The sequence below is a fragment of the Allopusillimonas ginsengisoli genome (genome assembly GCF_004153455.1).
GTDB classification, from domain to species: Bacteria; Pseudomonadota; Gammaproteobacteria; order Burkholderiales; family Burkholderiaceae_B; genus Allopusillimonas; species Allopusillimonas ginsengisoli.
In genome coordinates this window covers 83,526-107,823 of sequence record NZ_SDQE01000011.1, presented here as the reverse complement: position 1 = coordinate 107,823, position 24,298 = coordinate 83,526, and the positions used below count along the sequence as shown (strand labels likewise).

18 protein-coding genes are annotated in these 24,298 nt (G+C 61.6%); 11 read left to right on the top strand and 7 right to left on the bottom strand.

All coding sequences use genetic code 11. The features are described from left to right. Positions 1–5 precede the first annotated feature (5 nt). Genes ERE07_RS17020 through ERE07_RS17010 form a run of 3 tightly spaced genes read right to left on the bottom strand, consistent with a single transcriptional unit; the run spans position 6 to position 2,836 of the window. Positions 6–1,322, bottom strand: coding sequence for a TRAP transporter large permease (locus ERE07_RS17020; protein WP_130010241.1), 1,317 nt, complete (start codon positions 1,320–1,322; stop codon positions 6–8). Positions 1,323–1,347: 25 nt separating this feature from the next. Next, positions 1,348–1,854 carry a TRAP transporter small permease gene (locus ERE07_RS17015; protein ID WP_130010240.1) on the bottom strand — a complete coding sequence of 169 codons (507 nt, stop codon included), beginning with the start codon at positions 1,852–1,854 and terminating at the stop codon, positions 1,348–1,350. Beyond that, a complete protein-coding gene (locus tag ERE07_RS17010) occupies positions 1,847–2,836 on the bottom strand; it encodes a TRAP transporter substrate-binding protein (RefSeq protein WP_130010239.1) in 990 nt (329 codons plus the stop codon). Before ERE07_RS17010 ends, ERE07_RS17015 begins: the two co-directional genes overlap by 8 nt. 177 nt (positions 2,837–3,013) lie before the next feature. On the opposite strand from ERE07_RS17010, the gene ERE07_RS17005 reads away from it, so the two are divergent. Both ERE07_RS17005 and ERE07_RS17000 read left to right on the top strand, forming a co-directional pair. Continuing rightward, on the top strand, positions 3,014–3,733 hold the full coding sequence (locus ERE07_RS17005) for a FadR/GntR family transcriptional regulator (RefSeq protein WP_130010238.1): 720 nt from the start codon (positions 3,014–3,016) through the stop codon (positions 3,731–3,733). Positions 3,734–3,792: 59 nt separating this feature from the next. Further along, positions 3,793–4,419 carry a LysE family translocator gene (locus tag ERE07_RS17000; RefSeq protein WP_130010237.1) on the top strand — a complete coding sequence of 209 codons (627 nt, stop codon included), beginning with the start codon at positions 3,793–3,795 and terminating at the stop codon, positions 4,417–4,419. 151 nt (positions 4,420–4,570) lie between these two features. On the opposite strand, the gene ERE07_RS16995 is transcribed toward ERE07_RS17000, so the two are convergent. Continuing rightward, positions 4,571–5,671 carry an MBL fold metallo-hydrolase gene (locus ERE07_RS16995; protein ID WP_130010236.1) on the bottom strand — a complete coding sequence of 367 codons (1,101 nt, stop codon included), beginning with the start codon at positions 5,669–5,671 and terminating at the stop codon, positions 4,571–4,573. 157 nt (positions 5,672–5,828) lie between these two features. Here ERE07_RS16995 and ERE07_RS16990 point away from each other — a divergent pair, with 157 nt between their 5' ends. From ERE07_RS16990 to gluQRS, 8 genes are all read left to right on the top strand, one after another. After that, on the top strand, positions 5,829–6,218 hold the full coding sequence (locus ERE07_RS16990; protein ID WP_130010235.1) for a MerR family transcriptional regulator: 390 nt from the start codon (positions 5,829–5,831) through the stop codon (positions 6,216–6,218). A 182-nt stretch (positions 6,219–6,400) separates the two neighbouring features. Continuing rightward, complete coding sequence (locus ERE07_RS16985; RefSeq protein ID WP_130010303.1) at positions 6,401–7,579, top strand: isovaleryl-CoA dehydrogenase; 1,179 nt, start codon at positions 6,401–6,403, stop codon at positions 7,577–7,579. A 17-nt stretch (positions 7,580–7,596) separates the two neighbouring features. Further along, positions 7,597–9,444 (top strand): bifunctional isocitrate dehydrogenase kinase/phosphatase, encoded by a 1,848-nt coding sequence (gene aceK / locus ERE07_RS16980; RefSeq protein WP_130010234.1) that lies wholly within the window; start codon positions 7,597–7,599, stop codon positions 9,442–9,444. 23 nt (positions 9,445–9,467) lie between these two features. Next, positions 9,468–10,649, top strand: a complete 1,182-nt coding sequence (locus tag ERE07_RS16975; protein WP_130010233.1) for an acetyl-CoA C-acyltransferase — start codon at positions 9,468–9,470, stop codon at positions 10,647–10,649. A gap of 108 nt (positions 10,650–10,757) precedes the next feature. Continuing rightward, positions 10,758–12,365 (top strand): carboxyl transferase domain-containing protein, encoded by a 1,608-nt coding sequence (locus tag ERE07_RS16970; RefSeq protein ID WP_130010232.1) that lies wholly within the window; start codon positions 10,758–10,760, stop codon positions 12,363–12,365. Between the two features lie 15 nt (positions 12,366–12,380). After that, a complete protein-coding gene (locus ERE07_RS16965) occupies positions 12,381–14,399 on the top strand; it encodes an acetyl/propionyl/methylcrotonyl-CoA carboxylase subunit alpha (RefSeq protein ID WP_130010231.1) in 2,019 nt (672 codons plus the stop codon). Between the two features lie 234 nt (positions 14,400–14,633). Further along, positions 14,634–15,095, top strand: a complete 462-nt coding sequence (locus ERE07_RS16960) for a Smg family protein (RefSeq protein ID WP_130010230.1) — start codon at positions 14,634–14,636, stop codon at positions 15,093–15,095. A 16-nt stretch (positions 15,096–15,111) separates the two neighbouring features. Further along, positions 15,112–16,002 (top strand): tRNA glutamyl-Q(34) synthetase GluQRS, encoded by an 891-nt coding sequence (gene gluQRS / locus ERE07_RS16955; RefSeq protein WP_130010229.1) that lies wholly within the window; start codon positions 15,112–15,114, stop codon positions 16,000–16,002. On the opposite strand, the gene ERE07_RS16950 is transcribed toward gluQRS, so the two are convergent. Continuing rightward, entirely contained in the window at positions 15,999–18,533 is a 2,535-nt protein-coding gene (locus ERE07_RS16950; protein ID WP_130010228.1) for a GDYXXLXY domain-containing protein, read from the bottom strand. The two genes, gluQRS and ERE07_RS16950, sit on opposite strands and share 4 nt — an antisense overlap. Positions 18,534–18,583: 50 nt before the next feature. On the opposite strand from ERE07_RS16950, the gene ERE07_RS16945 reads away from it, so the two are divergent. Continuing rightward, a complete protein-coding gene (locus tag ERE07_RS16945) occupies positions 18,584–21,271 on the top strand; it encodes a DNA topoisomerase III (protein WP_130010227.1) in 2,688 nt (895 codons plus the stop codon). 1,038 nt (positions 21,272–22,309) lie between these two features. Here ERE07_RS16945 and ERE07_RS16940 read toward each other — a convergent pair. Both ERE07_RS16940 and ERE07_RS16935 read right to left on the bottom strand, forming a co-directional pair. Continuing rightward, the gene (locus ERE07_RS16940; RefSeq protein WP_130010226.1) at positions 22,310–23,584 is read right to left on the bottom strand and encodes a TRAP transporter large permease; all 1,275 of its coding nucleotides are present in this window, start codon (positions 23,582–23,584) and stop codon (positions 22,310–22,312) included. Between the two features lie 154 nt (positions 23,585–23,738). Continuing rightward, positions 23,739–24,233: a TRAP transporter small permease gene (locus tag ERE07_RS16935; RefSeq protein ID WP_245153762.1), complete on the bottom strand. Its 495-nt coding sequence runs from the start codon at positions 24,231–24,233 to the stop codon at positions 23,739–23,741. Between the last annotated feature and the right edge of the window lie 65 nt (positions 24,234–24,298).

Here is a 24,298-nt window from a genome sequence, read left to right as displayed (position 1 = left end):
CCTCCTCAGGAGGCTTCCGACATCAGCGATGGGAGATAGGTCACGATCCCGGGGAACATCGCCAGCAGCACCACTGCCACCACCAGCAGACCGAAGAACGGGGCGGATGCCCGCGTCACCTGCAGGATGTCGCGCCCCGTCATGGACTGCATGACGAACAGATTGAAGCCCAGCGGCGGCGTAATCTGCGCCATCTCGATCACCACAACCATATAAACGCCGAACCAGATCAGGTCTATGCCCGCCGCCTGCACCATGGGCAGCACAACCGCGCTGCTCAGCACCAGTATCGAAATGCCCTCCAGGAAGCAGCCCAGCACGATGAAGAACAGTGTCAGCACCAGCAGCAGCATGAAGGGAGACATGTTCATGGCCTCGACCTTGCCGGCCAGGGCCTGAGGAATATTCAGAAATGCGGCAGCGATGGACAGCGCACCCGCGCAAGCCACGATAAACGAAATCATGCATGAGATTTTCATCGCGGACATCAGGCTGTCGCTGAACGTCTTCCAATTCAGCGTACCGCCCAGCGCCGCCAGCAACATCGCGCCGATCACCCCCACGGTCGCCGCCTCGGTCGGCGTGGCGATGCCGCCGTAGATGGTGCCGATGACCAGCGTGATGAGCGCGACGACGGGCAGCAGCCTGCGCGAGTTCCAGAGCTTATGCATCAGCGTCAGGGACGGATCGCGCGGCGGCACTCTGGCGGGATTGAGCAGGGCCCAGATCGCAACATAGCCCATGAAAAGCGCGACCAGCATCAGCCCGGGCAAGACGCCAGCAATGAACAGGCGGGCCACCGACTGCTGCGCCAGCACGCCGTACACAATCATAATGATGGACGGCGGGATCATCAGGCCGAGCGTGCCGGAGCCCGCCAGCGTGCCTATCATCATTTGCTCATCGTAGCCGCGCTTGCGCAACTCAGGCAGACTCATGCGCGCCACCGTTGCGCACGTCACGGCTGACGAGCCGGCCACTGCCGCCATGATGCCGCAACCCAGGATGTTCACATGCAGCAAGCGCCCAGGCAGCCAATTCACCCACGGACCCAGCCCTTTGAACATGTCTTCGGACAGACGTGTCCTGAAAAGGATTTCGCCCATCCAAATGAAAAGCGGCAGTGCCGTCATGGGCCAGCCCCAGCTCGCATCCCACATCGACGAGATCGCCAGGGACCCCGCGGGGGCATCGGAAAACACGGCCAGGCCAAAAATACCCAGCGCCAGCAATGACAAGGCAATCCAGACGCCACTGGCCAGCAAGGCAAGCAGAACAGCCAGCAGCACGCCGGAAACCAGGAAAACCGCAAACTGATCCATGTCTATTTCCTAGGCGGCTGATCTTTCAGTCCAGCGCCGTGTCGGTGTTGTCTTCATAGCCAGCTTTCTCTCCCCGGGCCACTGCCACGGCAGCGTCCACCAGCGCCACGGTCAGGATAATCAACCCCAGCGCCATTCCCGCCTGCGGAATCCAGAAGGGAACCGCCATCAAGCCGGGGCTCACGTCGTGGAACTCGTAGGACTCCAGCGTGAAAGCGACCGCATGCCACGACACATAGGCGAGCAGACATGCGCTGAATGCACAACACCATAGTTCAGCTGCCCTGCGCCGCCCCCCCGCCAGGTTGTTCACAAGCAGGCTGACGCGCACATGGCCGCCATCGCGAAACGTGTAGGCCAGCCCAAGGAATGTGGACGCCGCCATGAAAAAGCCGGAGATCTCGGTTGAGTCGAAGGCCAGCCCGCGCAGACGAGCCAGTATCTGCAACACGATCACGACAGCGATGCCGGCGAGGAAAAGACCGGCCGCCACGCCACTGATCAGATAAACGCCGTCGAGGAGCCTACGCATCCTCGGCCTTTTTCTTCATCGCGAGGTAATCGTCGAGCACTTTCTGCTCTTCGGGATTGGCCGTGTTGCGCCAGTCGTCCATCATGGTCTCGCCGATCTTGGCCAGCGCATCCTGGACGTCCTGCGGCGCCTGCGAAACATGCATGCCGTGTTTCTTGAGCGATTCCAGCGTTTCGTCGCTGGCCTGCTTACTCATCTCGAACCCGCGCTGGGTGGCGCGCTTGCCGGCCTCGAGCACAATCTTCTGCACATCGTCGTCCAGCTTGCGGAAGGCCCGCTCGTTAATGATGATACCGTTCTTGTTATGCAGGGTGCCGCTATACATAAAATACTTCACGTTGTCCCAGGCCTGCGTATCGATCCCTGTCTGGGCGCTGGTGAACTGGGAATCGATCAGGCCCGTGGCAAACGCCTGGGCCACCTCGGCAAATGGCAGGATGATCGCATCGAAACCCAGCATTTCTCCCATCTTCTGCGTCGGCTTTGAGTAGATGCGCAGCTTCATGCCTTTGAAGTCGTCGACGCTTTTGATTTCTTTCTTGGTGTAAAACCCCTGCCCCGGCCAGGCCACATAGGAGATCACGCGCATCCCATTTTTGCCGAACAGCTTGTCGAAGAACGGCGCCTGGGCGTCGGCCAGCAGCATGGCCTCTTTGTAGTTGGCGGCAATATTGGGCAGCCCGTCAAGGTTGTAGACGGGGTTCTCGTTGCCATAGACGCCAAAACGAATTTCGCCCGCCTGAACCTGGCCCGACTGGACGGCACGCTTGATGGCGTCGTGCTTGATCAGGGTGCTGTTGGCGCGAATATCCAGCTTCAGGCGTCCCGCGCTTTCCTGCTCCACCTCTTGGGCGAACTGCCGGATATTCTTGGTGAAAAAGCTATTTTCCGGATACCCTGTCGCCATGGTCCAGGTGGTGGCTGAGACAGCCAATGGAAAAGCCAGCGCGGCAAGCGCCGCCCATTTCGTCAAGCTGAGCATCGCATTCCCCTGAAAGAGTCATTGAGCCAAAACTGACGGCTTGCGGGTGCAGATTAACCGCCAGCACTCATACAGCAGCCATCATACAAGTGTTAAAATATACTTAGCCTTACCTGGGCTGCAAAGCTAGGGATATCCCCCCTGTTAACGCCAATAACAATAACGAAGGAGCCTCCCTTGAGCGCAACCGCACCTCAACAACGTGGCACCCTGACCGACACCGTCATCAAGGAACTCTCGCGCCGCATCGAACGGCAGATCTACCGCCCGGGCGACCGCATGCCCTCCGAACAGCAGCTATGCAAGGAATTCGGCGTGAGCCGCACCGTGATCCGCGAGGCGGTTGCCTCGATACGGCTTTCCGGACGACTGGCCAGCAAGCCCGGCGTAGGCGTTTTCGTTGTGGCGCCAAACGAATCGCTCATCGACATATTGCCCGGCACCAGCGCCGATAATCGGGCGGCCTTGCATATCATGGAGCTGCGCATTGGCCTGGAGGTCGAAGCCGCCGGGCTGGCCGCGGAGCGCCGCACCCCGCAAGACCTGGCCGACATTGTCCGCGCATTCGATGCGTTCAACGCAGTGAACGACGACATCAAGGCCGCCGTCGACGCCGACTATGCGTTTCACCTGGCCATTGCGCGCGCGTCGAACAATCCGCACTTTGCGCATTTGCTCGAGTCCTCCATCAAAGACGTCATGCAGGATCTCAAACTCAAGCGCATGGGCAAATCCCCGAAAACGCTGGCGGCGTACGAAAAACGCACGGCGCGCGAGCATGGCGTTATCATGACAGCCATCATGCGCGGTGATCCAACCGCCGCCCGCACCGCCATGTACAGGCATCTGAACGATAGTGTCGACCGCTATCGGCGCCTGCTCGACGAAACCGCCTGACCTTCGCTCAACACGTCGTCAAGGCGTTAACAGACCTTGGCCCAAACTTTGACGCTGCCATGCTTACTCCTGAAGTCGCACTTTCTTTCTTTGGCGTCGCCGTCCTGCTGGCGCTGGCGCCCGGGCCCGACAATCTGTTTGTGCTCATGCAATCGGCCATGTGGGGCCGGGGATCGGGCATGTTCGTCGTGCTGGGCCTCTGCACGGGGCTGATCGGGCACACGGTCGCCGTGGCCATTGGCCTGGCCGCCGTCTTCGCTACGTCTGAAGCCGCGTTCACGACGCTCAAGCTGGCCGGTGCGCTCTACTTGTTGTATCTGGCCTGGCAGGCATTCCGGTTCAAGGGCATGGATCATACCGGCGAGCGTCCGGCGGCGCTGGGCGCCGGCCAGCTCTATCGGCGCGGCATTATCATGAACCTCACCAATCCCAAGGTATCGCTGTTTTTCCTGGCGTTCCTGCCGCAGTTCACCTCGCCCGCGCGCGGATCCGTCGCCTTGCAGACCCTGAGTCTGGGCGGCCTGTTCATGCTGTCGACGCTACTGGTCTTTGGATTGCTGGCGTGGTTTTCGGGCACGCTGGGCGAGCGCATGCAATCGTCGCAACGCGCCCAGCGCGTCCTGAACCGCATTGCAGGTACGGTCTTCGTGGGCCTGGCGGTCAAGCTGATGATGTCGCAACGCTGACGCCATCTGCCCTGATCGCCGTCCCTGCCGCCCCGCGTTAGCCGCTGAGACAGCCTGCAGCCAGGCTCGCCTGTCCGTCGGGCCGTCTTTGTCGCCAGTGGCCCGACACCGCCAGACACAGGCGGCGCCTGGCGTTTATTTTCCAGTCATCTCAACCGCCAAGCGCACCCTGCCTGCCAATGGGCGGCCCGTCCGCGCGTTGAAAGCGGATGATGCCGTCATCGCCATGAAGACGCGCCAGCTTGCCCTCGTAATACAGTGCATGCAGGTGGGCCAGCGCCTCGCCCATGGCGAAAGTGAGCTGATGATGGTCCAGCTTGCGGTGGAACATGATCGGCACGATTTCCGCCGCACTGTGCGGCTGGGCGCACGCAGTCAACACCTCTTCAAGCCTTTCCGCATGGTGTCGATGCTGCTGCTGAATGCGCTCATGCAGGCCGCGGAAGGGCCGTCCATGAGACGGCAGCACCAGCGTGTCTTCAGGCAGGTCGTCGTAACGGCGCAGAGAATTCAGATACAGCGGCAGCGGATTGCTGTCGGGCTCGTAGTTGAAGACACTGACGTTGGTCGAAATGCGCGGCAGGACCATGTCGCCCGAAATCAGCAAACGCAAGGTGTCGCAATACAGGGAAGCGTGTTCGGGTGCGTGACCATAGCCAACAATCACGCGCCACTCGCGCCCGCCGATCATGAAATGATCGCCATGCATGATGCGGCGAAAGCTGCCCGGCATGCTGGGCACCAGGCCAGGATAGTAGCCTGCGCGCTTGCCTATGGTTTCTTGCGCAGCTTTATCGACCAGGCCATGCAGCATGAAATGCGCCAACGCGCTCTGCCCGGTGGGGCCGCCTGCCGGCGCATTGCCGCTGGACCAAAGACAGGCCGTCGCGTAATCCGTCATGGTCATCCAGAGCGGTGCATCCCAGCGCTCGCACAGCCAGGCGGCCAGGCCCACATGATCGGGATGCATATGCGTGACAATGACACGCAGTACGGGCAGGCCGTCCAGCGCATCGTCGAACACCTGATTCCACAAGGCCTTGACCTCATCGCGGGCAACCCCGCAATCTACGATGGTCCACCCTTCGCGGCCATCGATCTTGTCGCGCAGCAACCAGAGGTTGATATGATCCAGCGCAAAGGGCAAGGGCATGCGGACCCAGCGCACGCCATCGGCCACGCTGCGGGCGGTGCCCGGCGCGGGGAGCTCGTCGCCCCAGGGGTAATCCAGCTTTTGTTCATTAGGATTCATTGCGTCTCCAATCCAGCTTTATCCAGCGGCAACGCCACCGATCCAGGCTCTACGATACTCGACTGTTGCGACGGGCATAAAAGCCATGGCAAGCGATAGGCCCGAACGACGTATTATGGCATCATGTGACGTTAACGTTAACTGCTGAAACCTTGCCATGTCTGACACCTTCTGGACCATTTCCGAGCTGGCGCAAGAGTTTTCCATTACGCCACGCACCATTCGCTTCTATGAAGACCAGGGTATCGTCAGTCCGCGGCGCGAGGGGCGGAACCGCGTCTATACCGCCCGCGACCGCACTCGCCTGAAGCTGGCGCTGCGCGGCAAGCGGCTGGGCCTTCAACTGAGCGAGATCGTCAGCCTGATCAATATGTACGACAGTCCCGGCGACACCGTCCTGCAGCTGCAGCACTATCTCGCCCTGCTGGCGCAGCATCGCGAATCGCTGACGCGTCAACGTCAGGACATCGAACTTACACTGAGCGAGATCGCAGAGCAGGAGAAAACCTGCCACGCCCTGCTTGCCCAAAAACGGAAAGCAACATAGTTTACGTTTACGTAAACGTAATATAAAATAAATGATTCAACCCTGTCAGCCAGCACGCCTCGTGCAGGCTCAAGGCAAACCTGATACAAGGGCACAAACACAACCCGTTTGTCACCTTCCCGGTGTAAAACATAAAGAAGTGGCGCACCCCAAGGCCGCAGCCATGAACTCTGGAGACCATGATGAACCTTCCCGGCTTGAACTTCGACCTTGGTTCCGACCTCGACATGCTGCGCGATGCCGTGCGCGAGTTCGCCCAGGCCGAAATTGCTCCCCGCGCTGCCGCGATCGATCGCGACGACCAGTTTCCCATGGACTTGTGGCGCAAGTTTGGCGACCTGGGCCTGCTGGGCATGACCGTCAGCGAAGACTATGGCGGCACCAATATGGGCTATCTGGCCCACATGATCGCGATGGAAGAAATCTCGCGCGCCAGCGCCTCCGTGGCACTGTCCTACGGTGCGCACTCCAATCTGTGCGTCAACCAGATTCATCGCAATGGCTCCGAAGCCCAAAAGCAAAAGTACCTGCCCAAGCTGCTGTCGGGCGAGCATGTGGGCGCCCTGGCCATGAGCGAGCCAGGCGCAGGCTCCGACGTTGTCAGCATGAAGTTGAGAGCCGAGAAGCAAGGCAGCCGCTATGTGCTGAACGGCAACAAGATGTGGATTACCAACGGACCAGACGCCGATACACTGGTCGTCTATGCCAAGACCGACCCGGCCGCCAAGCAGCGCGGCATCACCGCCTTTATCATCGAAAAGCACTTCAAGGGCTTTTCGGTGGCGCAGAAACTGGACAAGCTCGGGATGCGCGGCAGCCATACGGGGGAGCTGGTGTTTCAGGATTGCGAAGTACCTGAAGAGAACATCCTCGGTGAGCTCAATGGCGGCGTCAAGGTATTGATGAGCGGCCTGGATTATGAACGCGCCGTGCTGGCCGGCGGGCCGCTGGGCATCATGCAGGCAGTCATGGATGTCGTCGTGCCGTATATTCATGATCGCAAGCAGTTCGGTCAATCCATCGGCGAATTCCAGCTGATCCAGGGCAAGATGGCCGACCTGTACACCACGCTGCAAGCCAGCCGCGCCTTCTGCTATGCAGTCGGCAAGAATCTGGACAATCTGGGCGCCGGCCATGTGCGCGAGGTTCGCAAGGATTGCGCAGCCGTGATTCTGTACTGCGCCGAAAAAGCCACCTGGATGGCAGGCGAAGGCGTACAGATTCTGGGAGGCAATGGCTATATCAACGAGTACCCCACCGGTCGCCTGTGGCGCGATGCCAAACTGTATGAAATCGGCGCCGGCACCAGCGAGATACGCCGCATGCTCATCGGCCGGGAGCTCTTTAACGAAACCGCCTGAACGGTGAGCATGGCGCCATGACGAATTTCGGAGACCATCAGCGAATAGAGCCCGTGCCGCGTGCCGGCCTGTCGCCGCGCGAGGTGGCGCGGGGCATGCTGGACGGCTTCAATCGCCATTACGCGCTATTTCGCTATGGCGCACAGCGCGCCAAGTCTCTGTTCGAATCGGGCGACTGGCGCGGCATACAACAGCTCTCGCGCGAACGCATCGAATACTACGACACGCGCGTGCGCGAATGCACAACCGTGCTGGCCGCCGCGCTCAAAGGCAGCGATGCCAGGCCAGCCTCGTCGGAGCAGCACAGCCTGACATCGGCGCAGGTCAGCTTCTGGCAATCCGTCAAGGCGGAGTTCGTGGCCCTGCTGGCCGGACACCGCCAACCGGAATGCGCCGAAACGTTTTTTAATTCGGTTTCATGCCGCATACTTCACCGCGATTACTTCCACAACGATTTCCTGTTTGTACGGCCGGCCATTGCCACCGAATATCTGGATAGCAAGCTGCCCTCTTACCGCGTGTACTATCCCACGCGAGAAGGCCTGGAAAAGTCCGTGATCAAGATGCTGGCCGACTTCGGTCTGGCCGCGCCGTTCTCTGATCTTCCCGCTGACGCGCGGGCCCTGGCGCGTCTGGCTGTGCATCAGTTAAGGCTGACGCTGCCCCGGGGCGCGGGCCCTCGCCTCGCCGACGACTGCCAGATCCAGGTGCTCAATTCGCTGTTCTTTCGCAACAAGGGCGCCTATGTGGTGGGCAGGCTGGTCAATCAGAGCGCCATCCACCCGTTTGCGATTGCGCTATTGCATACGCCCTCGGGGCAAATACGGCTGGACGCGTTGCTGCACACGGCCGATGACCTGACCACGCTGTTCAGCTTTACGCGCGCGTATTTTCTGGTAGACATGGAAACGCCCGCCGCTTATGTGCATTTCCTGAACACGCTGTTTCCGCGCAAGTCCAAGGCGGAAATCTATACCACCATAGGCCTGCAGAAACAGGGCAAGACCTTGTTCTACCGAGACTTTCTGCACCATCTAGCGCACTCGCGCGATGCCTTCGATCTGGCACCGGGCATCAAGGGGATGGTGATGGCCGTGTTCACGCTGCCCTCCTACCCCTATGTCTTCAAGCTGATCCGAGACACCATCGCCAAGCCCGGCATGGACCACGCGACGGTGCGCCGCAAGTACCTGATGGTCAAGAAGCACGACCGCGTAGGACGCATGGCCGATACGTGGGAGTACTCGCAAGTCGCGCTGCCGCGCGCCCGGTTCTCCGAGGCATTGCTGGCCGAGTTGCGCGACCAGGTACCCAGCCTGCTCGAGGAAAATGGCGACACCGTGGTGCTGCGGCATGTGTATATCGAACGGCGGATGACACCGCTCAATCTTTATCTCGCGCGCGCCTCCGATGCGGCGCTCGAGCAGGCCGTCCGGCACTATGGGGATGCCATACGCGATTTGGCCGCCGCCAATATTTTTCCGGGCGATATGCTGTTCAAGAACTTCGGGCTTACACGTCTGGGACGCGTCGTATTTTACGACTATGATGAAATCCAGCGCATGACCGAAATGAATTTTCGCCGCATTCCGCCTGCGCCCAACCCCGAGGCCGAAATGGCTTCCGAACCCTGGTATCCCGTGGGGCCAAATGACGTTTTTCCCGAGGAATTTCAGTATTTTTTGCTGGGCGACCCACGCGTACGCGCTGCCTTTTTGAAACATCATGCCGAACTGCTGGAAGCCAGCTGGTGGCAGGCCTGTCGCGAACGCACGATACAGGGCCGCATAGAAGACATTTTCCCGTATGACGAAAGCCGTCGCTTGCGCCGCCAAAGCGCGAACGCTGTGGCGTCGGCAACTTAAACCTGAAAAGCAGGAGTATTTCCATGTCTGATTCCATAGTCTTAGTTTCCATCGCCCGCACGCCCATGGGCGCCATGATGGGCAGTCTCTCCAGCCTGGCAGCGCACGAACTGGGCGCTGTCGCCATCAAGGCGGCCATGGAGCGCGCCGGCATCCAGGGCGATGCGGTCGATGAAGTCATCATGGGCAATGTGTTGCAGGCCGGCCAAGGCCAGGCGCCGGCCCGTCAGGCTGCCCTGGGCGCGGGCCTGCCCCTGGGCGTGGCTTGCTCCACGATTCACAAGGTCTGCGGCTCGGGCCTGAAGGCCGCCATGTTCGGCCATGACATTATTGTGGCCGGCAGCGCCGATGTGGTGGTGGCGGGCGGCCAGGAAAGCATGAGCAACGCGCCCTATCTGCTGCTGCGGGGCCGCCAGGGCTACCGCTATGGCCACTCCACCGTATACGACCACATGGCGCTGGACGGGCTGGAAGACGCCTACAAGCGCGGCACAGCCATGGGGGTTTTTGCCGAAGACTGCGCTGCCAAATACGACTTTACCCGCGAAGCGCAGGACGCCTTTTCGCTTGAATCATTGCGCCGCGCGCGGGCCGCCACCGAAGACGGCAGCTTCAAGTGGGAAATCGCGCCCGTCACGATTGCCGGCCGCAAGGGCGACACCGTGATCGATACCGACGAAGCGCCCACCAAAGCCATGCCCGAGAAAATCCCCACCCTCAAACCTGCCTTCAAGAAGGATGGCACGGTGACAGCCGCCAACGCATCCTCCATTTCGGATGGCGCAGCTGCCATGGTGCTGATGCGCGAATCCACGGCCAGGAAACTTGGCGCCACCCCGCTGGCGCGCATCGTTGGACATAGCCAGCATTCGCAGGAGCCAGGCTGGTTCACAACCGCCCCCGTCGGCGCAATGCAGAAAATCTTCGCCCGCACCGGCTGGAAGCCTGAAGAAGTCGATCTCTACGAGATCAACGAGGCGTTCGCTGTCGTTACTATGGCGGCCATGAAAGACCTGAACCTTCCGCATGAAAAGGTCAACATTCATGGCGGCGCCACCGCCCTGGGCCACCCCATCGGCGCATCGGGGGCCCGCCTGCTGGCAACGCTGGTGGGAGCGTTGCGCAAGACCGGCGGCAAGCGCGGCATCGCCTCGCTGTGCATCGGCGGCGGCGAGGCTGTCGCGCTCGCTATCGAAATGGTGTAAATCATCGGGCAGGTCAGGCCTGGCGCCTCATTCGCGCCAGGCCGCGGCGCGCCCCTTCACGCCTGATTCGGCAGTCAGGCGTTACCCAAGCATCCATCAGGAATCGCAATGCCCGTCATAGAATCCCGTATCAATCCAAGGTCGCAGGCGTTTGTCGACAACGCCCGCGCCATGCAGGAGCAGGTCGACGACCTGCGCGAACAGCTGTTGCAAACCGCCAAAGGCGGCAGCGAATCCGCACGGGCCAAGCACCTGGCACGCGGCAAGCTGCTGCCCCGCGATCGCGTCGAGCGATTGCTGGATCCCGGCACGCCCTTTCTGGAGCTTTCTCCCCTGGCCGCCCACGATGTCTATAACAATGCCGCACCCGGCGCCGGCCTGATTACGGGAATAGGCCGTGTCAGCGGCGTGGAGTGCATGATTGTCTGCAACGATGCGACCGTCAAGGGCGGCACGTACTACCCGCTCACTGTCAAGAAGCATCTGCGCGCCCAGGAAATAGCGCGCGAGAACCGACTGCCCTGCATCTACCTGGTGGACTCGGGGGGCGCCAATCTGCCTAACCAGGATGAGGTCTTTCCGGATCGCGAACACTTTGGCCGCATCTTTTACAACCAGGCCACCATGTCGGCCATGGGCATTGCCCAGATCGCCGTGGTGATGGGATCATGTACCGCAGGCGGTGCCTATGTACCCGCCATGAGCGACGAATCCATTATCGTCAAAAACCAGGGCACCATCTTTCTGGGCGGGCCGCCCCTGGTCAAGGCGGCAACAGGAGAAGTCGTCAGCGCCGAAGACCTGGGCGGCGGCGATGTGCACACGCGCCTGTCCGGCGTGGCAGATCACCTTGCCAACGACGACCTGCATGCGCTGTACCTCGCGCGCCAGGCCGTGGCGCGCCTGAACCTGGGCAAATCCACCACGCTGCAACGGCGCGAGCCTGTGGCGCCGTTGTACGACCCGCAAGAACTGAACGGCGTCATTCCGGCCGATACCCGCAAGCCCTATGATGTGCGCGAGGTCATCGCCCGCATCGTGGATGGCTCCGAATTCGACGAATTCAAGGCGCGTTTCGGGACAACACTGATTACCGGTTTTGCCCATATCCACGGCATGCCCGTCGGCATTATCGCCAACAACGGCATTCTGTTTTCGGAAGCCGCGCAAAAAGGCACGCACTTCATTGAACTATGCTGCCAGCGCAAGATACCCCTGGTTTTTCTGCAGAACATCACCGGCTTCATGGTGGGCCGCAAATACGAGAATGAAGGCATTGCGCGGCATGGCGCAAAAATGGTCACGGCGGTGTCCACCGCCTCCGTGCCCAAGTTCACCATTTTGATCGGCGGCTCATTTGGCGCAGGCAACTACGGCATGTGCGGCCGCGCCTTCGGACCCCGCATGCTCTTCCTGTGGCCCAATGCCCGCATTTCCGTGATGGGGGGCGAGCAAGCCGCCAGCGTGCTGGCCACCGTCAAGCGCGACGGCATCGAAGGCCGCGGCGGGCAGTGGAGCGCGGAGGAAGAAGAAGCGTTCAAAGCGCCTATACGGGATCAATATGAGCGCGAAGGCCATCCCTATTACGCCACGGCGCGCCTGTGGGACGACGGCATCATCATGCCCTCGGATACCCGCCGTGTGCTGGCGCTGGCGCTTTCCGCCGCCCTCAATGCCCCGATCGAAGACACGCGGTTCGGCGTGTTCCGCATGTAATCGCAAGGAGTCGACGTGTTCACGACATTATTGATCGCCAACCGCGGCGAAATTGCCTGCCGCATTGCCGCCACCGCGCGGCGCATGGGTCTGCGCACCGTCGCGGTGTACTCCGATGCGGACGCCAACGCGCGCCACGTGGCCGCCTGCGACACCGCCGTCCATATCGGCGGCCCGGAGCCCCGCGCCAGCTATCTGCGCGCCGATGCCATCCTTGAGGCCGCGCGCCAAAGCGGCGCGCAGGCCGTCCATCCCGGCTATGGTTTCCTGTCCGAAAACGAATCTTTCGCCCAGGCCTGCGCCGACGCAGGCATCGTCTTTGTGGGGCCGCCCAACAGCGCCATTGCCGCCATGGGCAGCAAATCCGCCGCCAAAAGCCTGATGGAAAAGGCGGGCGTGCCGTTGGTGCCGGGCTACCATGGCGACAATCAGGAACCTGAATTCCTGCACAGCCAGGCCGATGCCATCGGCTACCCGGTGCTCATCAAGGCCAGCGCGGGAGGCGGCGGCAAGGGCATGCGCATCGTCGAATCGTCAGCGGCCTTCGCCGATGCGCTGGCATCCTGCAAGCGCGAAGCCGCCTCCAGTTTTGGCGACGACAAGGTGCTTATCGAGCGCTATCTGCTCAAGCCCCGCCACATCGAAATCCAGGTCTTTGCCGATACGCAAGGCCATTGTGTGTACCTGTTCGAGCGCGACTGCTCGGTGCAGCGCCGGCACCAGAAAGTGATCGAAGAAGCGCCCGCCCCCGGCATGACGGATGAGCGCCGCAAAGCCATGGGCGACGCTGCCGTGGCGGCCGCCCGCGCCGTCGGCTATGTAGGGGCCGGCACGGTAGAGTTCATCGCCGAACCTGACGGACGGTTCTACTTCATGGAAATGAATACGCGGCTGCAAGTTGAACACCCCGTCACTGAAATGATCACAGGACATGATCTCGTGGAATGGCAGTTGCGCGTGGCCGCCGGGCAACCGCTGCCGGTCAGCCAGGAAGACCTCTCCATCACCGGCCATGCCATTGAGGCCCGCATCTACGCCGAAAACCCGGACAATGGCTTTTTGCCTTCGATCGGAACGCTCTCCACGCTGGTCTTTCCCCCGCATGTAGCCTTCCGCAACGGCGACATCCGCGTGGACGGCGGCGTGCGGGCTGGCGATACGATCACGCCCTACTATGATCCCATGATCGCCAAGCTCATTGTGCGCGGCGATGACCGCGAGCAGGCGCGTGCCCGCATGGCGCAGGCCCTGGGCGATATCCGCAGCGTGGGCGTGCAGACCAATATCGCCTTTTTGCGCAGGCTGATGCTGGATGACGCTTTCGCCCAGGCCGATTTGGATACCGGCCTGATCGAGCGGCGCCACGACACGCTATTCCCGCCCGCCAGCCCCGCCACCGACAGGCAATTGGCACTGGCCCTGGCCGCCCTGCTGGCCCGGCAGGGGCTGTTGGCGTCCGAGCGGCGCAGGCATACCGTGCCGCTGGACCCCTGGTCTCAGGCGGATGGCTGGCGGCTGGCCGGTGCGTATCAACAGGCCTTCACGCTGACCGAGGGCGACTCCACCCACGCGCTGACAGTCAGCAGAGACGGCCACGCCTGGTCATTCGCCAGGCAAGCGGACTCACACCCCTTTGAATGGAAGGCGGAGCCCGGCACGGAAGGGCAATACCAGGTGCGCGTGCGGCTGGCGGGCGAAGAGGCCCGCGCCACGGTTGTCATCCATGGCGAGCAGGTGCATGTGTTCAGCCAAGGGGGCGTGCGGGTCTTGCAGCAGCACGATCCGGTATCGCACGCCAGCGACGAGGCAGCCGGCCACGGCGGCAGCCTCACCGCGCCCATGCCCGGTAAAATCATTGCCGTGTCTGTCAAGCCGGGCGACAGCGTCAAGGCTGGCGATACGCTGCTGGTGATGGAGGCCATGAAAATGGAACACACCATTACCGCGCCCGTCGATGGCACGATAGGCGAGATTTTCTTCGAGGTCGGCGATCAGGTCGGCGATGGCGCTGAGCTCATCGCCATGGAAAGTTGACGGTTTCGCACCGTATTGTTGTCATTTGTTGCGAACAGTCTGAATCCCGTCGTGATTGCCCACTGGGCAAGGCGGGAGCAGACTCAACATCATATCTCTGATGGATATCGTATGATTAGAGCAACAACCCCAAGTTGCCGGGCAGGACAAATCAGCGTACAGTCAATCAAAACTTCACCGGTATACCCTTCATAGTTTCAGTCTTTTATAAACGGCAACCGGAACCGCGCATATATGTTCGACATACTGGTTTATCTGTTCGAAACCTACTATACCCCCCAGGCTTGTCCCGAGGCCGATGTCCTGGCCCACAAGCTGGCGGCCGTCGGCTTTGAGCACGAAGACATCAACGAAGCGCTGAGCTGGCTGCACGGCCTGGCCGAGACCACCGAGCAATGCGGCAGCCTGGCCCAGTTGCCACAGGGCGATAGCCGCCGGATCTTCACCAACCACGAATACCAGACCCTGGGCACGCAGGCCATCGGCTTTATCACCTTCCTGGAAAACTCCGGCGTTCTGCCTGCTGCTTTGCGCGAAATCGTCATTGAGCGGGCACAGGCCACGCATCAGTCTCCCATTTCGCTGGGCAAGATCAAGATCATTGCCCTCATGGTGCTCTGGAGCCAGGAAGCCGAAGTCGACCACCTGGTTTTCGAGGAACTGCTGGCCGACGACCGCACCCGCCTGTCTCACTAGGCAGGGGCCAGGCCTCATGGCAGTCAGTGTCCGCGATACTGCATCGCGCTATCGAGGGCGTTTTGCGCCCAGCCCGAGTGGCCCCTTGCACAATGGCTCGCTGCTGGCCGCCATGGCCAGCTATCTTGATGCCAAGGCGCATGGCGGCCAGTGGCTGCTTCGCATCGAAGACATCGATATGCCCCGGGTGGCGCCGGGCGCAGATCGCATCATCATGCAGCAACTCCTGGCATTGGGCATGCAATGGGACGCAGAACCCCTATGGCAATCCAAGCGCCTGCCCCGCTACCAACATGTTTTTGAGCAGCTGCTCGCCCAAGACCGGATATATGGCTGCGCCTGCACGCGGCAGCAGCTACCGCCCGACGGCAGGTACCCAGGCACCTGCCATGCGCTGCGCTTGCCTGCCCATCAGGCGCGGTCCTGGCGGTTCCGGGTGCCGCCGGGCACAGAATGCTTCGAGGACCGTTGGCAAGGGCCCCGGCATCAGGATGTGCAGGCTGAAGCCGGCGACTTCATCATTCGTCGCGCCGATGGCTACTGGGCCTATCAATTCGTGGTGGTCATCGATGATGGCGACCAGGGCATCAGCGATATCGTGAGGGGCGCGGATCTGCTGGATTCTACGGCGCGCCAGCGCGTGCTGGCCCGTGCGCTGGGCTACCGTTGCCCTCGGGTCATGCACGTACCCCTTTTGTGTGACGCCACCGGCCGCAAGCTATCCAAGCAGAACCACGCTGCGGCCATGGATTTGTCGGCGCCCGTGGCCACACTCAATCATGCCTGGCAAGCCTTGGGGTTCGAAGCACTCTCGGTGTGCGATATCAACGCCTTTTGGCGTGCCGCCACGCCACGCTGGGCCGCTCGATTCGGCATCCTCCAGACATGCCGCCGTGACAGCGCTTAGAGTGCCTGCAATTGGTCGTCCAGCATCCCCGTGAGCAACCCGATGCCCCGTTCGCCGACCCGAAACTCACCGTAGCGCGCCTGGGCGTAACGGTGGCCCTCGCCTTCGGGAAAAAACCACGCGTTGGTGACAATGCGCACGCGGCCGCCTGTGAACCGGTACTCCAGCAAGACCTCATTTTGCGCCAGTTCGCTGCCAGGGTCGCCCTGGGCGGGCCAACGATCCAGCACCTGGGCGAGTTCGTAGACGCCGTCTGCACGCGCGCGCAAGCGCAGGTAACCGTGTCTGCGTGGCCGCTGGGCGTCACCGCCCTGACGCGCCTGCGTCGCGCTCAACTGTCGCGACACGGTCTGAGCCACATCGAAATCAAGCGCCATGTAGTCCCCCTGCAACAGCGAACGAGGATCAACCGGCGCCAACTGCAGGACGACCCGCTTGCCATGGGCCAGGATGCCTTCGCGCTGGTAAATGCTCGCATTGACCACGATCAGCACGATAAACAGGCCGGCCAGCAGGCCGGCAGGCGCAACCAGCCTGGCGGGTGCGCGGGCCGCAACGGGTGCCGCGTCGACAGGCGCCAGCCGATGGCGCAACAGCAGCCAAGACAGCAATAGCCAGCCACCGGTCAGGCCAAGCAGCAGGGATTTGTGCAGCAGGGCGCTGTCAAGCAGGTAATAAAAACGGCCCAGATAGGCCAGCAGCGCCAGCACGCCAAAAACAAGCAGCCCGCGCCGCCGCAGCGCATGGCCGAACAGCAGCCACAGCAGTGCCAACGAGATGCCGGGCGCCCCCGCCCAGCCCACACTGGCCACGGCCAGCGCCAGGGGGGCGCCCAGCCGCAGGGCCGGCGGCAGACCGGGACGGCTCCATAGCAGTGCCGCCAGCGCGAGCACAGGCAGCACGGCGCAGGCCAGCCAGACAAGGCCAAGCGACGACAACAAAGGCACCCCGCCCAGCAAGGTGGGTGCAGGGGCAAGCCAGGCCGCACACTGCGCCAGGATCACGAGCGCCCACGCCAGCGGCGCCCAACGTCGTTCGTGGCCGCGGCCATCTGCGGCAACCAGCGCCAGCACGGCGAAGACGGCAAACAGCCACACACGCAGGTAGGCATCGAACAAGTACAGATCGCGCCCCGCCCCGAAGGTGTCGAGCAACCGCCCCCATGACTCGCCCGGCCAGGTGACGATGGACAGGCCGCCCAGGACAATGAAGGAGGTAAAAAATCGCAGAACGACATTGGGCACGGCCAGGTAGACGGCGATACCGAATGCCAGCAGCGCGAACACGGCTACGCGCATGGAAAGCTCCGACATGCACACATCGCCGGCGAACATAATCACGCCAGATAGCGTCACGATCACCGACATTTCGCGCATAACGACGCTGTTTCGAAGATGATAGAACAACATCCCAAGCGCGCTCAGGCCCAGCCCAAGCTGCCAGATCGGCACATCGGACAGATCCAGCACCTGTGCCAGCAGCACAATAATCAACACCGCGATCAGGCTGCCCGCCACCATGCGAAACATGACAATGAACCAGGGGTCGTGCGCGTCTGACGCAGGCTCATGCGAAGAGGCGGGCGTGGTCTCGGCACCCTGGCGTCGGGCCCGAACCAGGGCAGCCAGATGGTGGATGCCCGTGATGGCCACGGCCAGCAACGCCAGAATCACCAGAAACAGCGAGCCCTCTCCCTTTATGCGAAAGAGCAGCGAGATCGCCACCAGCATGAAGGCGCCAGCCAAGGACAGGGACACGAGCGCGAGGTCTGGGCGCAGGCGCGTGTAGATCGCATACAAGCCGGCCATGAGCGCCAGCCCGGGAACGGCGACCACCAGCGCACTGCCCTGATCGATCTCGACAGCCATCGTCGCCAGCAGCCACCAGCCTATGCTGGCCGCCGCCAAAGCGCGTGGCCCAATACGCCATCGATCGTCCAACTGGCGCTGGGCCAGCTCCCAGCCCAACAGCAGGGCGAGATTCAGCGCGGCCAGAACAAGCGAGCTGTAGCTGTCGGTCAGCCCCGTCAGCCAGCGCCAGAGCATCGAACCGCCGTCCTGGGAGAGATAGAGGCCTAGCGCGACGTTGAGCAGCACGGCGAACAGCAGCGCGAGGAAAACCGTGCGCATGGTCAGCAGCCAGGGCAGCAGCAAGACCGCCCATAACAGAAACAATTGCCAAGCGTCGGCGCCAGTCTGATATATTTGCCCCACGAGGGCGAGCAGTGTACCCGTGGCGATTGCTGCCAGGCCGGCCAGATTGGCCGCTAATGAAAAGTTGCGGTCATCGCTGTTTCTCCACCGCAGGCAGGCCCAGGCGGCAAGCAGCACCGATACCGCCAGCAAGGCCTGAGTGCCGGCCAGTTTTTGCAGACGGGTGGCATCCTGCCAGTTGGCGGCGACCCAGCACACGCCAGCCGACGCCAATAGCAGGCAGGCCAGGGAAAGCGCTGTTTTTCGCAAAAAATCGCGCCAACCGATCTGCAGTGGCCGGCTGTTTTTTGTACCCTCGACTTGCATAGTGCGATTCACCCCTCGTATTATCCGCGCTATTGCTGCTGCAACGCAGTTACTGGAAACACATGACTAAAACGCTGATTATTGCCGAAAAACCTTCGGTCGCTCTTGACATTTCACGCGCACTGGGCGGGTTTACCCGCCAGGGCGATTACTTTGAGAGCGAGCAGTATGTACTGTCTTCCAGCGTCGGGCATCTGCTGACGCTGGTTGCGCCCAATGACCCCGTGCGGGGTAAATGGAGTTTTACCCATTTGCCGGTGATTCCTCCCCAGTTCGAGCTCGGCCCTGCGGACAAGCGGTCGGCAGAACGGCTCAAGCTGCTGGTCAAGCTGCTCAAGCGCAAGGATGTCAGCGCTGTCATCAACGCCTGCGATGCTGGCCGCGAGGGTGAGCTGATTTTCCGCTACATCGTACAGTATGCGGGGGTCAAAAAACCTGTCCAACGGCTATGGCTGCGCTCCATGACGCAGGCAGCCATCCGCGAAGCGTTTGAGAATCTTCGCGATGATGAGACCATGAAGCCCCTGGAAGCGGCGGCGCGCTCGCGCGCCGAGGCAGACTGGCTGGTCGGCATCAACGGCACGCGGGCCATGACGGCCTTCAACAGCAAGGATGGGGGGTTCTTCAAGACGCCGGTTGGCCGGGTGCAAACGCCCACGCTGGCCATTGTCAATGAACGCGAAGAGCGCATCCGCAAGTTTGTTCCCCGTGACTACTGGGAAGTACATGCCACATTTGTGGCCGCCGCCGGGCTGTACGAGGGCCGCTGGTTCGACCCCAAGTTCGCCAGGGATGAGCGCGACGCCGAAAAGCGTGATTCGCGCCTGTGGTCGCAGACAGCAGCGCAAACCATTGTGGCGGCCTGCCGCGAGCAACCGGGCACCGTCACCGAGGAATCCAAGCCCACCACGCAGTCTTCGCCGGCATTGTTCGATCTCACCTCTTTGCAGCGCGAAGCCAACTCGCGCTTTGGGTTTTCGGCCAAGACCACGCTGGCGCTGGCGCAAACGCTGTACGAACGGCACAAGGCACTCACCTATCCCCGTACCGATTCGCGTTACCTGCCCGAAGACTACGTGGGCACGGTGCAGCAGACCATGGAAGCGCTCGCCGCGCAGGATTCTTCGGCAGCGGCCAGTGTGCGGCCCCACGCCCAAAAGGTATGTCGCGAAAAATGGGTCAAGCCCAATCGCCGTATTTTTGACAATAAAAAGGTCTCCGATCACTTTGCCATCATTCCCACGCTGCAGGTGCCAGGGGATCTGAGCGACGCCGAGAGGAAAATCTACGAGCTGGTTGCCCGCCGTTTTCTGGCCGTGTTTTTCCCACCCGCCGAGTTTCGCGTGACGACGCGCATTACCGAGGTCTCGGGACATCATTTCAAGACAGAAGGCAAGGTGCTGGTGTCGGCGGGCTGGCTGGCCATCTACGGGCGCGAAGCACAGGGCGACGATACGACGCTGGTGCCGGTGTCCGATGGCGAAAATGTTCGCACCGAAGACATCGAAGCACGCGGCCTGGTGACCAAGCCGCCCGCCAGATTTTCCGAAGCCACGCTGCTGTCCGCCATGGAAGGGGCAGGCAAGCTGGTGGACGACGAAGCCTTGCGTGAAGCAATGTCTGAACGCGGCCTGGGCACCCCAGCCACGCGCGCGGCGATTATTGAAGGCTTGCTCAACGAAGGCTATCTGCGCCGCGAGGGGCGCGAGCTTATTCCCAGCGCCAAGGCGCGCCAACTCATGACACTGCTGTCGGGCCTGGGGGTCAACGAGCTGACGTCGCCCGAACTTACGGGTGAATGGGAACATCGCCTCAAGCAGATTGAGCAGCGCCAGCTTGATCGTGACGCCTTTATGCGTGAAATTGCGCAAATGACGCAGGTGATCGTCAAGCGCGCCAAGGAATATGAGCGCGATACGGTGCCGGGCGATTATTCGACGCTCAGCACTCCCTGCCCCAAGTGCGGCGGGGTGGTTAAGGAAAACTATCGCCGTTACGCTTGCACGAACTGCGATTTTTCTATTGGCAAGCATCCAGGCGGGCGCACGTTTGAAATCCAGGAGGTCGAAGAGCTGCTGGCCAAGCGCGAGCTCGGGCCGCTGCCGGGTTTTATCAGCAAGATGGGGCGGCCGTTCGCGGCGTTGCTGCGCATCACCGATGAATACAAACTGGAGTTCGATTTTGGCCAAAAGGACGACCAGGACACCGAGCCTGTGGATTTCTCGGGTCATACGCCTGTGGGGGATTGTCCAAAATGCGGGCACAAGGTGTATGAGTACGGGATGAATTATGTGTGCGAGAAGTCTGTCGGGCCGGAAAAGGCCTGTGATTTCCGCACAGGCAAAATGATTCTGCAGCAGGAGATTTCGGCGGAGCAGGTGCATAAGCTGCTGGCCGAGGGGAAGACGGATTTGCTGGAGGGCTTTGTATCCAGCCGGACGAACCGCAAGTTCAAGGCGTATCTGGTAAAGCAGGACAATGGCAAAGTTGGGTTTGAGTTTGAGCCCAGGCCGGTGAAGCCGGGCAGCAAGACGGCTGCCAAGAAGGCTACGGCCAAGACGGCGGCTGCGAAGAAAACGGCGACCAAGACGGCCAGCAAGACGGCCGCGAAGAAGACGGCTGTGAAGAAAGCTGCGACGAAGAAGGCGGCGGCCAAGACGGCGACCGTCAAGAAGGCTGCGGTGAAGAAGGCGGTTGCCAAGACAGCGGCGCCGGCTTCGGTTCCTGAGGATGATGATCCGCCGTTTTGATCTGTTGGACGAACCTTGCTCGTCGTTATTCCGAGTCTATTCGTTTCTAAGACGGTCGGGCAGGGGCTCATCCGGCTTCCGGCACAACCTCGCCGGTTCGGCGCCGCTGGGGCGGGTGAGGTGCTTGGCATGTTGCTGTGGGGTTCAGTTGATGCCGAAGAACTCTTGCGCTCGCGAAGACGGCTCCCATTATCTGGAGCCGTCTTCGCCTCGGAGTCGTGCCATGCGACGGGTTGCTGGCACCTCAAACAACTTCGCAGGCCGTTCGCTGCGCTCGCGCGGCGGTGCTGCCCAGGGCTGGACGGGCAGATTGTGCAGGCGCCGCGTTTTGGCCTGGAGCGGGGAGGCAAGGCCGCAACTGCTCGAGCACGACGCTTGTGCACAGTCCAGTGGACTGTGCACCGTGCGAGTTTTGCGGCCGCCCCGATCCGGGTCAAAAAGCGGGTAGTCCCGCAGGGACCGCCGAAACATGCCCGCCCAGCCCTGGGCAGCACCGCCGCGCCTTAAGAAACCTGAGCAAACGCTGCAACGCAGCATCAGCCAGACCTCAAGAAACGGTCATAACGGCTCAGGACGGATTGCTGGCACATCAAACAACCACGCAGGCCATTCGCTGCGCTTGCGCGACGGTGCTGCACAGGGCTGGACGGGCAGATTGTGCAGGCGCCGCGTTTTGGCCTGGAGCGGGGAGACAAGGCCGCAACTGCTCGAGCACGACGCTTGTGCACAGTCCAGTGGACTGTGCACCGTGCGAGTTTTGCGGCCGCCCCGATCCGGGTCAAAAAGCGGGTAGTCCCGCAGGGACCGCCGAAACATGCCCGCCCAGCCCTGGGCAGCACCGCCGCGCCTTAAGAAACCTGAGTAAACACTGCAACGCAGCATCATCAGACCTCAAGAAACGGTCATAACGGCTCAGTTTTGTGCCGCAGCAAGCCGGACAAGACACCGCTCGGCCGTCATAAGAAACCAACGAGACCCCGCTGTCGCAGACACAGCAAAACCGCTCCATCACTGCGCGCTATGGGGCCTCCCGCTCCTTCAATACACCAGCTCTTTGAGAAACAGAGAAAGCTCAGGAACATAGGTAATCAGCATCAGACAAGCCACGACAACCCCCACGAAAGGGAGCAAGGGCTTGACCAGGCGTTCTATGGGCAGGTTGGCGACAGCGCAGGCGGCGAAGAGATTGACGCCGAAAGGCGGAGTGACCATCCCCAGCGCGAGATTGACCACCATGATGACGCCAAAATGAGCCGGCTCCACCCCGAACTGCATGGCGACGGGCAGCAGCAAGGGTGCGAGGACAACGATAGAGGCCGAGGTCTCGATAAACATGCCGATGATGAACAAAGCAATGTTCACGCCCAGCAGAAAGGTGTATTTGTCGTGAAAGATCAGGCTTAGCCATTCGCCCAGCGCTGCGGGGATGCCTGCGCGATTGAGCAGAAAGCCGAAAACGCCCGCATTGGCGATGACGAACATAATCACGGCGGTGGAAATCACCGAGCGATGCAAGACGAGCGACAGCGAGGCGATGGTCAGACGCCGGTACACAAAAAAGCCTACGATCAGCGCATAGACCACCGCGACGGCGGACGCTTCGGTAGGCGTGAAGATGCCGCCATAAATGCCGCCCAGAATGATGCCGGGCATCAGCAGGGCCAGCCATGCACGCTTGAACGACACCCAGAGCGATAGACGGCCAACGCCGTCTGCCTTGCCATAGCCATGGCGGCGCGCGTAAAACCACACGTAAAACATGAGGGCGCCGGCAATGAGCAGGCCAGGGCCGACACCAGCGATAAAGAGTTCGCCCACCGAGGTATCCGTGGAAACCGCGAACAGGATCATTGGAATGGAAGGCGGGATGATGACCCCAAGCTCGGCCGCCGAAGCCTGTAGCGAGGCTGCAAAGGGCTTGGGATAGCCATGCTTGACCATGGCGGGGATGAGAATTGCGCCCACGGCAAAGGTGGTGGCAACGCTGGAGCCCGCGACCGCCGCGAAAATCATGCAGGTCAGCACGCAACTGCAGGCCAGACCGCCCTGCATGCCGCCGACGACGCTTTTGGCGAAATCCACCATACGTTCGGAGATACCGCCCGCCTCCATCAGGTTGCCGGCCAAGATGAAGAAGGGCACGGCGACCAGCGGATACTTGTCCAGCGACGCGTAGATCTGCTGTGCCACGACCAGCCAGGTCATCTGCCCGTCGTAGGCGACACCCAGTATGCTGGCCAGCCCGATGGATACCGCCACCGGTACGGACACGGCAAAGAACAACAGCATCGATACGACCATCAACTGCGGCATAGCATCACCAGATCAAGACAGATAGAGGGGCGTAAGCGGCCGCGGGCCCGTCGCGGGCGGGCGCGACCTGACGCCGGCGCGGCGCAGGCGGCCAGGGCCTGGCGGCCCGGGGCATGCGGGGGCCGGGCGCAAAGCGGGCTCATCATGGCGCGATTCAAACCGTGGTCTCGTCCACAACCGCGTCATGCGAGCCTTCCGCCCAGTACGCGAGGACAGCCAATATGGCGAGCGTGGTGCCGATGGGGATGGCCACGTACACCCAGGAGATGGAGATTTCCAGACTGGGCATGGTCTGGAATCGCACGCGGTAAGTCATCTGACCGCCTATCCAGGCCATGAAACCCAGGAAGCTGACGCAAATGACCATCACCAAATGTTCCAGCCAGCGCTTGTTGCGGCCTTTCAGAAAACCGTGAAGCACTTCCACACTCAGCATGGCGCCGTAGCGAAAGGCCAGGGCGATGCCCAGCATCACCGTCCAGATCAACGAGGCGCGCGTCCAGGCTTCGCTCCAGTCGGCAGGCGATTGGAGTATGAAACGGGCCACCACTTGATAGAAGCCGGCGCCCACGGCGGACAGCATCAGAAGCTGAGTGATCAGGGATATGACGCGAAACAGCGCGCGATCGAGAAAGCGGAGTAAGGCCAAGGTGATGTCCTGTATTCAGGCGTCGGCAGCTTGTGGCCGCTCGGCCGGGCAACCCGCCGGACATC

Bases quoted from the DNA above. Each gene is read 5' to 3' on its own strand.
- ERE07_RS16975 (WP_130010233.1), top strand. From the start codon at position 9,468: ATGTCTGATTCCATAGTCTTAGTTTCCATCGCCCGCACGCCCATGGGC.
- ERE07_RS16985 (WP_130010303.1), top strand. From the start codon at position 6,401: ATGAACCTTCCCGGCTTGAACTTCGACCTTGGTTCCGACCTCGACATG.
- gluQRS (WP_130010229.1), top strand. From the start codon at position 15,112: ATGGCAGTCAGTGTCCGCGATACTGCATCGCGCTATCGAGGGCGTTTT.
- ERE07_RS16945 (WP_130010227.1), top strand. From the start codon at position 18,584: ATGACTAAAACGCTGATTATTGCCGAAAAACCTTCGGTCGCTCTTGAC.
- ERE07_RS17020 (WP_130010241.1), bottom strand. From the start codon at position 1,322: ATGGATCAGTTTGCGGTTTTCCTGGTTTCCGGCGTGCTGCTGGCTGTT.
- ERE07_RS16940 (WP_130010226.1), bottom strand. From the start codon at position 23,584: ATGCCGCAGTTGATGGTCGTATCGATGCTGTTGTTCTTTGCCGTGTCC.
- ERE07_RS16990 (WP_130010235.1), top strand. From the start codon at position 5,829: ATGTCTGACACCTTCTGGACCATTTCCGAGCTGGCGCAAGAGTTTTCC.
- ERE07_RS17010 (WP_130010239.1), bottom strand. From the start codon at position 2,836: ATGCTCAGCTTGACGAAATGGGCGGCGCTTGCCGCGCTGGCTTTTCCA.
- aceK (WP_130010234.1), top strand. From the start codon at position 7,597: ATGACGAATTTCGGAGACCATCAGCGAATAGAGCCCGTGCCGCGTGCC.
- ERE07_RS17000 (WP_130010237.1), top strand. From the start codon at position 3,793: ATGCTTACTCCTGAAGTCGCACTTTCTTTCTTTGGCGTCGCCGTCCTG.
- ERE07_RS16970 (WP_130010232.1), top strand. From the start codon at position 10,758: ATGCCCGTCATAGAATCCCGTATCAATCCAAGGTCGCAGGCGTTTGTC.
- ERE07_RS17015 (WP_130010240.1), bottom strand. From the start codon at position 1,854: ATGCGTAGGCTCCTCGACGGCGTTTATCTGATCAGTGGCGTGGCGGCC.
- ERE07_RS16960 (WP_130010230.1), top strand. From the start codon at position 14,634: ATGTTCGACATACTGGTTTATCTGTTCGAAACCTACTATACCCCCCAG.
- ERE07_RS16995 (WP_130010236.1), bottom strand. From the start codon at position 5,671: ATGAATCCTAATGAACAAAAGCTGGATTACCCCTGGGGCGACGAGCTC.